This window comes from Streptomyces sp. NPDC001315 (genome assembly GCF_042896175.1).
GTDB lineage: Bacteria > Actinomycetota > Actinomycetes > Streptomycetales > Streptomycetaceae > Streptomyces.
The window spans coordinates 235,835-249,309 of record NZ_JBIAWZ010000004.1; the positions used below are offsets into that span (position 1 = coordinate 235,835).

12 protein-coding genes are annotated in these 13,475 nt (G+C 72.2%); all 12 read left to right on the forward strand.

The features are described 5' to 3' along the window. Positions 1 to 202: 202 nt before the first annotated feature. The 12 genes from zapE to ACFY16_RS14595 all read left to right on the forward strand — a co-directional run bounded on the left by zapE (position 203) and on the right by ACFY16_RS14595 (position 13,374). On the forward strand, positions 203 to 1,306 hold the full coding sequence (gene zapE / locus ACFY16_RS14540; RefSeq protein ID WP_390647446.1) for a cell division protein ZapE: 1,104 nt from the start codon (positions 203 to 205) through the stop codon (positions 1,304 to 1,306). Positions 1,307 to 1,492: 186 nt separating this feature from the next. Next, complete coding sequence (locus tag ACFY16_RS14545; RefSeq protein ID WP_390647447.1) at positions 1,493 to 1,900, forward strand: hypothetical protein; 408 nt, start codon at positions 1,493 to 1,495, stop codon at positions 1,898 to 1,900. A 76-nt stretch (positions 1,901 to 1,976) separates the two neighbouring features. Beyond that, on the forward strand, positions 1,977 to 2,558 hold the full coding sequence (locus ACFY16_RS14550; RefSeq protein ID WP_390647448.1) for a carbonic anhydrase: 582 nt from the start codon (positions 1,977 to 1,979) through the stop codon (positions 2,556 to 2,558). Between the two features lie 8 nt (positions 2,559 to 2,566). Continuing rightward, a complete protein-coding gene (locus ACFY16_RS14555) occupies positions 2,567 to 4,078 on the forward strand; it encodes a SulP family inorganic anion transporter (protein ID WP_390647449.1) in 1,512 nt (503 codons plus the stop codon). A gap of 106 nt (positions 4,079 to 4,184) precedes the next feature. After that, the gene (locus ACFY16_RS14560; RefSeq protein WP_390647450.1) at positions 4,185 to 4,997 is read left to right on the forward strand and encodes a slipin family protein; all 813 of its coding nucleotides are present in this window, start codon (positions 4,185 to 4,187) and stop codon (positions 4,995 to 4,997) included. Between the two features lie 94 nt (positions 4,998 to 5,091). Then, positions 5,092 to 6,498: an alkaline phosphatase PhoX gene (locus ACFY16_RS14565; RefSeq protein ID WP_390647451.1), complete on the forward strand. Its 1,407-nt coding sequence runs from the start codon at positions 5,092 to 5,094 to the stop codon at positions 6,496 to 6,498. A gap of 74 nt (positions 6,499 to 6,572) precedes the next feature. After that, complete coding sequence (locus ACFY16_RS14570) at positions 6,573 to 7,466, forward strand: PPK2 family polyphosphate kinase (protein WP_390647452.1); 894 nt, start codon at positions 6,573 to 6,575, stop codon at positions 7,464 to 7,466. A gap of 84 nt (positions 7,467 to 7,550) precedes the next feature. Beyond that, on the forward strand, positions 7,551 to 8,396 hold the full coding sequence (locus ACFY16_RS14575) for a polysaccharide deacetylase family protein (RefSeq protein WP_390647453.1): 846 nt from the start codon (positions 7,551 to 7,553) through the stop codon (positions 8,394 to 8,396). A gap of 524 nt (positions 8,397 to 8,920) precedes the next feature. Then, positions 8,921 to 9,637 (forward strand): peptidyl-tRNA hydrolase, encoded by a 717-nt coding sequence (locus tag ACFY16_RS14580; RefSeq protein WP_390647454.1) that lies wholly within the window; start codon positions 8,921 to 8,923, stop codon positions 9,635 to 9,637. A 349-nt stretch (positions 9,638 to 9,986) separates the two neighbouring features. After that, entirely contained in the window at positions 9,987 to 10,781 is a 795-nt protein-coding gene (locus ACFY16_RS14585) for an SAM-dependent methyltransferase (protein ID WP_390647455.1), read from the forward strand. Between the two features lie 241 nt (positions 10,782 to 11,022). Then, positions 11,023 to 12,348, forward strand: coding sequence for a DUF692 domain-containing protein (locus ACFY16_RS14590; RefSeq protein ID WP_390647456.1), 1,326 nt, complete (start codon positions 11,023 to 11,025; stop codon positions 12,346 to 12,348). A 237-nt stretch (positions 12,349 to 12,585) separates the two neighbouring features. Then, on the forward strand, positions 12,586 to 13,374 hold the full coding sequence (locus tag ACFY16_RS14595) for a DUF4142 domain-containing protein (RefSeq protein ID WP_390647457.1): 789 nt from the start codon (positions 12,586 to 12,588) through the stop codon (positions 13,372 to 13,374). The last annotated feature ends 101 nt before the right edge of the window (positions 13,375 to 13,475 follow it).

Genomic DNA, 13,475 nt, shown 5'->3' on the forward strand with positions numbered 1-13,475 from the left:
CTTCAGCACGCGCGAGACCCCCGTCGGCGGTTGTCGTCAGTCGCCGGCTCCCCCCACGCTCGACCTCGCTCGCGCGCCGGGACACCTGGGCTCCCTCCTCCGCGCTGCGGCTGCACGCACCGGAGCCCGCTCGCCTCCGCCACAAGGCGGGCGTCGCCCCGGCACGACTCGGCCCGCCGGACAGGCCCTAGAGTGGTGAACCGTGTCATCCTCCACCCCCACCCCCGGTCTCAGCCCGATAGCCGACGCGGCCCCGCTGTCCCTGTGCGCCCGTGAGCCGCATGTCCCCGCGGACCGGCTGGTCGCCGAGATGGTGCCGCCGCCGCGGTTCGACTCGGTGCGCTTCAGCACATACATCCCGGACCCGAACCAGCCGAGCCAGACCGAGGCCGTACGGGTCCTCGAGGGCTTCGCCGGCGGGCTCGGCGGGGCGCACGCCGACGGTGCGGCCAAGCGGGGGTTCCTCGGCTTCGGGAAGGCCAGGGCGCCGAAGGCCCCGGCCGGCCCCCGCGGTGTCTACCTGGACGGCGGCTACGGCGTCGGCAAGACCCACCTGCTGGCCTCCCTGTGGCACGCCACCCCGGCCGATCCCGCGCTCAAGGCGTTCGGCACCTTCGTCGAGCTGACGAACCTGGTCGGTGCCCTCGGCTTCCAGAAGACGGTGCAGACCCTCTCCGGCCACCGTCTCCTGTGCATCGACGAGTTCGAGCTCGACGACCCCGGCGACACGGTCCTCGTGTCCACGCTGCTCGGCAAGCTGGTCGACGCGGGCGTCGCGCTCGCCGCCACCTCCAACACCCTGCCGGGCAAGCTCGGCGAGGGCCGGTTCGCGGCCGCCGACTTCCTGCGGGAGATCCAGGGCCTGTCCGCCCGCTTCCGCCCGCTGCGCATCGACGGCGAGGACTACCGCCACCGCGGCCTGCCCGAGGCCCCGGCGCCGTACTCGGACGAACAGGTGACGAAGGCGGCGTACGCCACGCCCGGCGCCTCCCTCGACGACTTCCCGCACCTGCTGGACCACCTCGCCCGCGTGCACCCCAGCCGGTACGGTGCCCTCACCGACGGCCTGAAGGCGGTGTGTCTCACCGATGTGAGCCCGGTGCCGGACCAGTCGACGGCCCTGCGGCTCGTCGTGCTCGCGGACCGGCTCTACGACCGTGAGGTGCCCGTCCTGGCCTCGGGTCAGCCCTTCGACCGGCTGTTCAGCGAGGAGATGCTGAAGGGCGGCTACCGCAAGAAGTACTTCCGGGCGATATCCCGCCTGACCGCCCTGGCCCGCGACGCCAAGCGACTCGTCGAGCCCTGATAGTCGATCACCCTTCCCGGGTCAAGGGCCAGTTCACGCCAGGCGACCCGCGCTTTTCACGCTCTCTTCGAGTCGAAACGCCGAGTTAACCCTGCAAACAACTTTGCAGGGTTAACGTGTTTCTTGACCAGTCATTGACCAGGCATTGGTCTGTACTAGAGACGCGAACTGTCGGAAGGGGGGCGCATGTTCCGAGGTACGACGGTCCGGGCCATGGTTTCGCTCCTCGCCGCCGTCCTGCTCGCCCTCCCCTTCTTCGCACCCACCACTTCCTTCGCACCCGCGCACACGGCCCGTAACGCCGAGGCCAAAGCCCAGCCCGGATTCACACCCATGGGCAAGGCGCTGCGCGACGAGGTGGTCACCCTCCGCGACTGCACTCAGTCCGGAGACCCGGTCGGCCCCCTTCGTACCCGCGACCGCCACCGCGTCACCGCCGGCGCCGACTCGGCGCCCCAGGAGCCCGAGCGCCCGCTGCTGGTGCGGGACCCCGCGGCCGCCCACCGGCAGCCCCAGCCCGGCATCGCGTACCACCGCTCGTCGAGATCCTCGACAGCGCACACTCCGGCAGCACTTCAGGTCTTCCGCTGCTGAGCAAGGCAGCGCAGTCCCCCCACCCTGTCCTGCAAGCCCGACGCGCCCCACCGCGCGCCAGGAGGAGTCACCACGCATGCAGCCCCTCATCGACAACGCCCGTACGTTCGGACAGCGCCCTGAGGAGTTCGCCAAGCTCGCCGAGGGTCAGTCCCCCCAGGTCCTGTTCATCACCTGCTCCGATTCCCGGGTCGTACCGGCCCTGATCACGGGCGCCCGCCCCGGCGAGCTCTTCGAGCTGCGCACCGCGGGCAACATCGTGCCCCCGTACACCATCGGCCGCCCCACCGGGGAGGCGGCCACCATCGAATACGCCGTGGAGGTGCTCGGCGTCCAGGACGTCGTCGTCTGCGGCCACTCGCACTGCGGTGCCGTCGGCGCGCTGGTGCGCGGCGACGACCTCGACGCCGTGCCCGCCGTACGCGACTGGCTCGCGCACGCCGCGGACGACCCGGCGGCCGAGGACCCGGCGGACCCGACCGTCGCCGGGGCCGTGCAGAACCACGTGCTCGCCCAGCTGCTGCGGCTGCGCTCCTATCCGTGTGTGGAGAAGCGGCTGGCGGACGGCCGGCTGCGGCTGCGCGGCTGGTACTACGAGGTGCACACCGGGGCCGTACGCGAACACCGCGCGGACACCGACACCTTCGAGGCGCTGTGAGCGCCGCCATGACCAAGTACCTGAACCCGGCCAGGTTCCCCCATCTCAAGCAGGACTTCGCCGCCTCCCTCGTCGTCTTCCTGGTCGCGCTGCCGCTGTGCGTCGGCGTGGCCGTCGCCTCCGGTGTGCCGGCCGAGCTCGGGCTGGTCACCGGCATCGTGGGCGGCATCGTCACCGGGCTGATGCGGGGCAGCAGCCTCCAGGTGTCCGGCCCGGCGGCGGGGCTGACCGTGCTGGTCTACGAGGCCGTGCGGGAGTTCGGACTGCCCGCGCTCGGCGTGATCGTGCTGGCCACGGGCGCGCTCCAGATACTCATGGGTGCCCTGAAGCTGGGGCGCTGGTTCCGGGCCATCTCGGTCTCGGTCGTCGAGGGCATGCTGGCCGGCATCGGACTGGTGCTGATCGCCGGACAGCTGTATTCGGTGATCGGCGCCAAGGCCCCGGAGTCCGGCCCGGGCAAGATAGCCGGGCTGCCCGGGGCGTTCGTGGACGCCGTCGGGAGCACCACGGCACTGGCCTCGCTTTCGCTCGGCGCAGGCACCGTCGCCGTACTCGTGCTGTGGAAGCGTCTGCCGCGGCGGGTGCGCACCGTCCCCGGTCCGCTGGCCGCGGTCGGCCTGGCGACCCTGGCCGCCGTGCTCCTCGACCTGCCGGTGGCCACCGTCGAGGTGAAGGGCCTGCTCGACTCGATCCAGCCGCCGTCCCTGGGCGCCTTCGGCGACCTCACGCACGTCGGCCTGCTCGGCACGATCGTCGCCTTCACCCTGATCGCGTCCGCCGAGTCGCTGTTCAGCGCGGCGGCCGTGGACCGGCTGCACGACGGGCCGCGCACCGCCTACGACAAGGAGCTGATGGCGCAGGGCGCGGGCAACGCGGTGTGCGGTGTGCTCGGCGCGCTGCCGATGACCGCCGTGATCGTGCGCAGCGCGGCCAATGTCCAGGCGGGCGCCCGGACGAAGGCGTCCCGGGTGCTGCACGGCCTCTGGCTGCTGCTGTTCGCCGCGCTGCTGCCGGACGTGCTCGCCTACATCCCGATCCCCGCCCTCGCGGGCATCCTGGTGCACGCCGGCGCCAAGCTCATCCCCGTACGGCAGATCGCCGGGCTGTGGCGCGAGCACCGCGGTGAGGCGCTGATCCTGGTGGTCACGGCCGTGTCGATCGTCGCAGTCAGCATGTTCGAGGGTGTGCTCATCGGTCTCGCGCTGGCCGTCGCCAAGACCGCCTGGGAGGCCTCGCACGTCAGGCTGGAGGTCGTCGACAAGGGCGCCGGACCCGTCCAGGCGTTCCTGTCGGGCAACGCGACCTTCCTGCGGCTGCCGAAGATCCTCGACAGCCTGGAGGCGCTCCCCCAGGACCGCCCGGTCGAGCTGGACCTGTCCGGGCTGCACCACCTGGACCACGCCTGCCGTACGGCACTGGAGAGCTGGGCCGAGCGGCTTCCCCACTTCTCGATTTCGCTCGAAGCGGGAGGTGCCCCCACCTCGGCCGGTACCGACCCGGTGAAGGCGACCGCGGCCTGACCCGCGGGCGGCGTCCGGTCCGGGGCGCGGGGCGTGGCCCGGACCGGACGCCGGGCATATCGTTGCAAGAGCAGGCAATTCCAGGCCTCTGCCGAAGGAGGTCGACATGCTCGACGAGCTGCTGACGGCGGCCGCGGCGGTCGGTTGCGCCGGCGTGGTCTACGTCGCCGCGGCGGCGCGGGTCGTCAAACAGTACGAGCGTGGAGTGGTCTTCCGGCTCGGGCGCGCGATCCGTGTGGTGCGTGAGCCGGGGTTCACGATGGTGGTTCCGGCGGTCGACCGGCTGCGCAAGGTCAACATGCAGATCGTGACGATGCCGATTCCGGCCCAGGAGGGCATCACCCACGACAACGTGACCGTGCGCGTCGACGCGGTCGTGTACTTCAAGGTCGTCGACGCGCCGGCCGCGATCATCAACGTCGAGGACTACCGCTTCGCCGTCTCCCAGATGGCGCAGACCTCGCTGCGGTCCATCATCGGCAAGAGCGACCTGGACGATCTGCTGTCCAACCGGGAGAAGCTCAACCAGGGCCTGGAGCTGATGATCGACAGTCCGGCCGTCGGCTGGGGCGTGCAGATCGACCGCGTCGAGATCAAGGACGTGTCCCTGCCGGACACGATGAAGCGCTCCATGGCCCGGCAGGCCGAGGCCGACCGCGAGCGGCGGGCCCGGATCATCAACGCGGACGCCGAACTCCAGGCGTCCAAGAAGCTGGCGGAGGCCGCCGGGGTGATGTCCGACCAGCCCGCCGCGCTGCAACTGCGACTGCTGCAGACGGTGGTGGCGGTGGCCGCCGAGAAGAACTCCACACTCGTGCTCCCCTTCCCGGTGGAGCTGCTGCGTTTCCTCGAGAAGGCCCAGCAGCAGCCGTCGGCAGCACCGCCGCCACCACCGCCACCACCACCCGTCGAGCAGTGACACGTGCAACACGCGTGGTTCCGGGGACGCGCGTGGAGTGATAGACACAGCGGGGTCACAGTCTCCTGTCCGCCAGCAGGAAGGTTGCTGCCCCATGGCCGAAACCGGTCGCGCCTCGACCCGACGTCAAGTCCTCGCCCGAAGCGGTGTCCTGGGAGCGGGCATCGCGTTCACCGGAGCCCTGTCCGAACTCTTCGCGGGTACGGCCGCCGCACAGCCCCTGGGCAACAGCGGCTACGGCCCGCTCGTGCCGGACCCGGACGGACTGCTCGACCTGCCGAAAGGATTCCGCTACCGGGTCCTCTCCCGCGAGGGCGACGAGCTCCGCTCCGGCGAGGGCCGGGTCCCCTCCAACCACGACGGCATGACCGCCGTGGCCGGCCGGCACGGTCGCGTCCACCTGGTCCGCAACCACGAGAACCGTCCCACCGCGAAGTTCGCCGTGCCGACGGTCGAGGGTCTCACCTACGACCCGGCCGGAAAGGGCGGCTGTACGGCCCTGACGCTGGACACGCGGGGCGACGTCCTGTCCGAGCGGGTCGCGATCGCCGGTACCGCCGTCAACTGCGCGGGCGGACCCACCCCGTGGGGCACCTGGCTGACCTGCGAGGAGACCGAGGACAAGGCGGGCACCAACGGCTACACCAAGGACCACGGCTTCATCTTCGAGGTCGATCCGGCCGACCCGCACCGCACGGGAGCCGTACCGCTGACCGCGATGGGCCGCTTCCAGCACGAGGCGATCGCGGTCGACCCGAAGCGCGGCATCGTCTACGAGACCGAGGACGCGTTCCTCAAGCCCTTCGGCCTCTTCTACCGTTTCCTGCCCGCCAAGCCCCTGGCCGGCGTGGGCTCCCTGCGCGCGGGTGGCCGCCTGCAGGCGATGCGCGTGCCCGGCGTACCCGACCTGTCCCCCATCCAGGAGACGGGCGCCTCCTTCGACGGCGTCGAGTGGGTGGACGTACCGGACCCGCTCGCCGCCGAAACCCCCGTACGCCTCCAGGACTTCGGCCCGAAGGGCATCACCCATGCCCAGAAGCTGGAGGGGTGCTACTGGGGCGGGACCTGCGTGTACTTCGTGTCGTCCTTCGCCCGCAGCGCGGACGGCTCGGCGGCCGACCACTACGGCCAGATCTGGCGCTACGACCCGGCGCGCCACCGCCTGACCCTCGTCGTCGTCTTCGGCCCGGCCACCGACGTCCAGCTCCCCGGCGAGTCCCCGGACAACATCTGCCTCGCCCCCAGCGGCGGCCTGATGGTCTGCGAGGACGGCAACGGCGCCCAGCACGTGTTCGGCGTGACCCGGCGGGGCGAGGTGTACGCGATGGCCCGCGGCGCCCAGACGATCGCCCCAGCCGCTACCCCGGCGGGCGGCACCCCGCAGGCTCCGGAGTGGGGCGAGTTCGCCGGCATCACCTTCTCGCCCGACGGCGAGACGATGTACGTCAACTGCTACACGCCCGGGACGACCTTCGCGGTGACGGGACCGTGGCGTAAATAGCGCACGCCCCCGGCGGCTGGCGCACCCCGGTGGCTCGGCGCACGATCGAGGGACAGGACCGGAAGGGGTGCGCCGTGGCCGGGAACGGTTCGAAGCCGAAGGCCGGGAAAGCGGCCGGGACGGGCGACACGTCCGGCCTCCGTGAGCTGCTGCGCGTGCGGGGGGACGGGCGCGTCGACCTGGCCGCGTACGACGCCGAGGCGACCCCGGGCGGCCCCGGCGACAAGGCCGCGGGGCTCGCGGCCACCGCCCGGATGGGCGAACGCCTGGCCGGCCTCCAGGAACGCCTGTGGGCGGCGAGCACGGCCGGCGACCGCCGCCGGGTGCTGCTGGTCCTCCAGGGCATGGACACCAGCGGCAAGGGCGGCACGGTCAAGCACGTGATCGGCCTGTTCAACCCGTCCGGCTGCCGGATCCGCGCGTTCAAGGCCCCCACCCCGGAGGAACAGGCGCACTCCTTCCTCTGGCGCGTCGAGAAGGCGCTGCCGGTCGCGGGCGAGCTCGGCATCTTCGATCGCTCGCACTACGAGGACGTCCTGATCGCCCGGGTCCGCGAGCTGGCCGCGCCCGCCGAGCTCGAAGACCGCTACGACGAGATCAACCGCTTCGAGCAGTCCCTCACCGACGACGGCGTGACCGTGATCAAGTGCTTCCTGCACATCTCCTACGACCAGCAGCGCCGCCGTCTGCTCAGTCGCCTCGACAACCCCGACAAGCACTGGAAGTTCAGCCCCGGCGACATCGAGGACCGTGCGCTGTGGCCCGCGTACCAGGAGGCGTACGGGATCGCCCTGGAGCGCTGCTCGACGCCGCACGCGCCCTGGTTCGTGATCCCGGCCGACCGCAAGTGGTACCGCAACTGGGCGGTCAGCAAGCTGCTCCTGGAGCATCTCGAGGCGCTGGATCCGCAGTACCCGAAGGCGGACTTCGATGTGGCGGAGTGCAGGAAACAGCTGCTGGCTCAGTAGATGCGAGACCCAGCCGGGTGACTTCGACACGGAGATGCGAGCATATAGTCCGATTTGCATACTTTCTCCTCATATCATCAGTCTGTGATCGCTCCCGTACGTCGCACCACCGCCGTCTGCGCCCTCGCCGCCGCCCTCGCCGCCTGCGGCAGCACCCAGACCGCCCCCCACGCCACGCAGTCGGGCCACCCGGCCCCCTCCGCCACCATGTCCCGGCCGCCGACCCTCGCGCCCGGCCCCGCCGGTCTCACCCCCGTCTTCAAGAACGGCCCGCGCACGCCGGACAAGACCGTCGCGCTGACCTTCGACGCCGACATGACCGCCGACGAGGGGCCGCGGGCCGCGGCGGGCGAGCGGTTCGACAATCCGCAGCTGATCGCGACGCTGCGGGCGCTGAAGGTGCCGTCCACCGTGTTCATGACGGGGCGATGGGCCGAGGAATACCCGCTCCAGGCCCGGTCGATCGGGCGGGACCCGCTGTTCGAGATCGCCAACCACTCCTACAGCCACTACGCCTTCACCGACGACTGCTACGGCCTGCCGACCGTGTCCGACGACCGGATGCGGACGGAGGTGGAGCGGACCTACGAGGCCTTCCGCAAGGCGGGGGTGCCGCACGCGATGCCGTACTTCCGCTTCCCCGGGGGCTGTTATGACCAGCAGGCGCTGCGCGCGCTGAGCGCCACCGGAGTCACCGCGGTGCAGTGGGACGTGGTGAGCGGGGACGCGTTCGCGACGGACGCCGACGCCGTGGCCCGGCAGGTCCTGGAGGGCGTGAAGCCGGGGTCCGTCGTCGTCATGCACTGCACGCGCAGCGCCGCCCCGGTGACCGAGCGGGCCGTGCGCACGATCGTGCCCGAGTTGCGCAAGAAGGGCTTCCGGTTCGTGAAGGTGTCCCAGCTGATCGGGGCCGCCGACGGGCGGCGGTGACCCTCGGAGGCCGGACGTGTCAGCGACGACAGCGACGACGCGTACTGCCTCATCGACGCGACCGGCCCGCCGAAGGCCGACGGCCCGCCGTACGCGGAGTGCGTGCACCCCGTGCTCGGACTGAGCGGGGTACCGGCGCTTGCGGGCGACCTGCGGGAGGTGAGCGCGGCGCGCAGGTCACCGCCATTGCCGCCGCCGCGAACAGGACGGCGGCAGGAGCGGCGGCGCGGCCGGAGGGGGTGAAGGACAGCGCCGAGGGGAAGCGCTCGCGGACGTACGCCGTGCGGCGGCGGCCGGTGACGCGGCCCTCGGTGGGGCGTCGATGCCTGCGAGGAGACGGAGAAGGGTGGACTTGCCGGTGACGCTGGCGCCCTTCCCGGCAGCCGAGGGCGCCGAGGCGACGGTCAGGTCGACGCCGCCGCAGGGCCCAGGGGCCCGCGTAAGCCGTAGTGGCGGCCCGCCTTCTCCGGCCGTGGATCGCGTTCCGTGGGGGCATCTTCTCGTGCCCCTTAAGGTTGAGTGTCGTGAGCCATGATCCGACGCCCGTGAATGACAGCCCTTTCCGGTCCGAGCCCAGCGCACGCGACCAGGCGCCCCAGTTCGTCCTGCCGCTGGTGGTACGGATCGAGCGGGCCGCGCCGCCCGCCCGTACGGACGCGCTGGAGACCGCGGCCCGGGCAGTGCTGGTGATGCTGAACGACGAACGGTCGACCGGCGACGGCCCATGGGCCCAGGCGGTCCGGGACTGGCAGGACGCCCGCATCCGCAAGGTCGTGCGGCGGGCACGCGGCTCCGAATGGCGCCGGGCCGAGGCGCTGCCCGGGATCACGGTCACGGGGAAGTCCGCGGAGGTACGGGTCTTCCCGCCCGTCCCGCTGGACGGCTGGCCCAAGGAGCTGGCGAAGCTCCAGGTCTCCGGCACCGACCTCGACGACCCGGAACCGCCGGCCGGGGCCGATGCCGGCACACCCGTGCTGTGGCTGAACCCCGAGGTGGAGATGTCGGCGGGCAAGGCGATGGCCCAGGCCGGGCACGGCGCCCAACTCGCCTGGTGGGAGCTGTCGGACGAGGAGCGGGATGCCTGGCGCGACGCGGGGTTCCCCCTCTCCGTGCGCACGGCGGACCCCGTGCGCTGGCGCGAACTGGTGGGCAGCGGACTGCCGTTGGTGCGGGATGCCGGCTTCACCGAGATCGCGCCGGGCAGCTGCACGGTGGTCGCCGAGCATCCTGCCCTCCGGTAGGCGGACCGGGACGCCTCGCGGCCGCCAGGCCGGGGCCGTGGATCCTCGCGGTCGCCGAGCGTGATGCCCGGCGATCGCCGGACCGCAGCGCCCCCCGATCGCCGGACCGCAGCGCCCCCCCGATCGCCCGGGCGGAGCGCCCCGCGATCTCTGGACCGTGGCGCCCCCCGATCGCCGGACCGGGGACCCTCGCGGTCGCCGATTCGCGATGCCTCGCGGTCGCCCAGCACGATGAGCCCCTGCGCCGCCGGCCGTGGCGCCCCGCAGTCGCCGGTTTCGGATCATGGGGCTACGGTGAGAGGCACAACACGCGGGATACGCAAGGCCGTTCGGACCCCGGGGAGATGTCATGGCGCTCGACCGTCCGCTGATCAACAGCAGCGTGCCGCACTCGGCGCGCATCTGGAACTACTGGCTGGGCGGAAAGGACTGCTACGAGATCGACCGCCAGGTCGGCGACCAGATCCGCCGGCTGAACCCCGAGATCGTCGACATCGCGCGCGCCCAGCGGGCGTTCCTGAAGCGCGCCGTCACCTACCTCGCCGGGGAGGCCGGGATCCGGCAGTTCCTCGATGTCGGCACGGGGCTGCCCACCCTCGACAACACGCACGAGGTCGCCCAGGGCATCGCCCCCGAGGCACGGATCGTGTACGTCGACCACGACCCGGTGGTGCTGTCGCACGCCCACGCCCTGCTCACCAGCACCCCCGAGGGCGCCACCGACTACATCGACGCCGATCTGCGCGCGCCGGAGACCATCCTGCGCGCCGCCGAGAGCACGCTGGACTTCGGCAAGCCTGTCGCGCTGATGCTGCTGGGCGTCGCCGCGCACGTGCCCGACGACGGCGCCTACGCGATGGTGGAGCACCTCAAGGAGGCCCTGCCGGCCGGCAGTCACCTCGTGTTCTGCGACAGCACGGAGATGTTCCACGCGGCGGAGATGCGCGCCATGGTCGAGCGCTGGAACGAGGCGAGCGACAACCCGCGGATCAACCGCACCCCGGACCAACTGGCCCGCTTCTTCGATGGTTTCGAGCTCCTTGAGCCGGGTCTGGTGCCGGTCGCGGAGTGGCGGTCGGGCCCGGCCGGCCCGGACGAGCGCCGGGACGTGGACAGCTTCGGCGGGGTGGCGCTCAAGGGCTGACAGCCCCCGTCGCCAACGACACCGCGAGCGCCTCCACCGCCGGCCCGACCGGCCCCCTGCGCCTTGCCCCCTGTGCCTGGCCCGGGCGTCCCGGACCGGGTGGCACCGTCGGCGCCGGCCGCGACCGGAAGCGCGCGCACCACCTCCGGCCCGAACCTCAAATGTTGCTCTGAAGGCATGCGGAGCGGGGTTCGGGGCAGGGTGCCGGGGCCATACCCCCGTCACGAAGAGGGAGGGCACCATGGAGCGACTCGGGACGGGAATCGGCTGGCGGCCGGAGATCGCCGACGCCGTGGAGCGCATGCCGGGCATCGAGTGGGTCGAGGTCGTGGCGGAGAACCTGTGCTCCGGCCATCTCCCCGCCTCGCTGCGGCGGCTGCGCGAGCGAGGGGTGACCGTGGTCCCGCACGGCGTCTCGCTGGGCCTCGGCGGCGCCGACCGCCCCGACGAGGGACGGCTGACCGCCCTCGCCGAGCGGGCCGAAGCGCTGGGCTCGCCACTGGTCACCGAGCACATCGCGTTCGTACGGGCCGGAGGGCCGCTGACGGCCTCCCCGCGCCTGGAAGCCGGCCACCTGCTGCCCGTCCCGCGCACCCGGGACGCCCTCGACGTGCTGTGCGAGAACGTCCGCATCGCGCAGGAAGCGCTGCCCGTGCCGCTCGCCGTCGAGAACATCGCCGCGCTGATCTCCTGGCCGGGCGAGGAGATGACCGAGGGACAGTTCCTGTACGAGCTGGCCGACCGCACCGGCGTGAAGCTCCTCATCGACGTGGCCAACCTGCACACCAACCACGTCAACCGCGGCGAGGACCCGGCCGAGGCGCTCGCCGAGCTCCCGCTGGAGGCCATCGCCTACGTCCATGTCGCGGGCGGCTTCGAGCGGGACGGCGTCTGGCACGACAGTCACGCCCACCCCGTGCCCGGGCCGGTCCTCGACATCCTGACCGACCTCGCCTCCCGGGTTTCACCTCCGGGCGTGTTGCTGGAGCGGGACGAGAACTTCCCCGAGGCGGCGGAGCTGGAGCGGGAGCTGCAGGCGATTCGGGGCGCGCTGGAGAAGGAACGGGGGCCTGCCGCTCCCGCATGCGAGCCCGCGCCCGCCCGAGCCAGGTCCGCCGCCGCCCCCGCCGCCCCCACCGCCCCCGCCCGTCAGCGCCTCGCCCTCGCCCAGGCCGCGCTGCTGTCCGCGCTGGTCGCCGGGACGCCCGCGCCGGAGGGCTTCGACCGGGTGCGGCTCGGGGTGCAGGCGCGGGCGCTGGCCGGGAAGCGGGCGGACGCCGTGGCGAAGGTCGCGCCGGAACTGCCGGAGATCCTGGGCGGCGGATACCGGACCGCGTTCCTCGCCTACGCCCAGCGGCACCCGATGACCAGCGGCTACCGGCGCGACGCGCTGGACTTCGTGGAGCGGTTGCTGCTCGGCGGCCGGCCGACGGAGGGGCGGACCCGGCGGGAGCTGCGGGAGTGGTGGCTGGAGCGGTCGGGTCCGGCGCCGCGCTCCGCCCGGCCGGGGGTACGGCTCGCCCGCGCGACACGTGAGGTGCTGCGCCGCCCGCTGAGCCGACGGTGAAACCGGGGGCCGCGTCCCGGAGTGTGCTGGGTTTAACACCTGACGCCGGCCATCGCGCCCAGGCGACCGTTTCGCTCCGGTCGGCCCGCTATGCACCCCACCAAGCTCCACCATTCGCCCCTCAATATCCCCGATGCAACCCTTCGCCCCCGTACGGCAGTTGGCGTAGACCCCGCAGTAATATGCCAACCCCGCACCCGAAGCCCATTAGCGTGCGGTGCCGCAACAGGAGGCACCATGCGACCGCGACCCCCCATCAACGGCAGAGGCATATTCAGTGGTACCGGACTCATCATCACCGGTCTGACGGCGACCCTCTTCGCGCTGATCTTCCCGATCTGGTCGTACGCCGACCGGTCCGGTACCGGCGTGGACGTGCTCAACGCCCAGACCGTGTCGACGCGGTACGGGCCCCTGTCCGGTCTCGACCGGGAGTTCATCACGAAGGTCCGGCTGGCCGGCCTGTGGGAGCTGCCCGCGGGCCGGCAGGCGCAGCAGAAGGGCACCACACAGGCCGTACGGACGGCCGGTCAGCACCTCGTCGAGGGGCACACGTACCTGGACGAGCGGGTGCGTGACGTCGCCTCGCGGCTGGGTCTGGCGCTGCCCAACGAGCCCAACGACCAGCAGCAGGGCTGGCTGAAGGAGTTGGACGCGGCGCAGGGCACGGACTACGACCGCAGGTTCGCCAACATCCTGCGGCTCGCGCACGGCAGGGTGTTCTCGGTCGTCGCCCAGGTACGGGCCAGTACACGCAACTCGCTGGTGCGCGACCTGGCCGACGACGCCAACGCGACCGTGCTGGACCACATCAAGGCCCTGGAGGCCACCGGGTACGTCGACTTCGACACCCTGGCCCGGGACATGGCCGCCACCAGCACCCCACCGATCACCAACTCCCCGGCGCCGCCCGGCCCGACGGCCGACCCGGCCCCGGCCGTCCCGCTGGCGCCGACGCCGACTCCCTCCCCGAGTTACTCACTCCCGCCGGCCGCCTCCAGCCCGCCGCCGGAGGGGAGTTCCTGAGCCCTGGCACCGGACGTCGGCCATCAAGCGGAACGTCACATACCGACAACACTCCGTCCGGATTGTGAACAGGGCATGGCGTCTCCCGGTGCCTTTGGCAT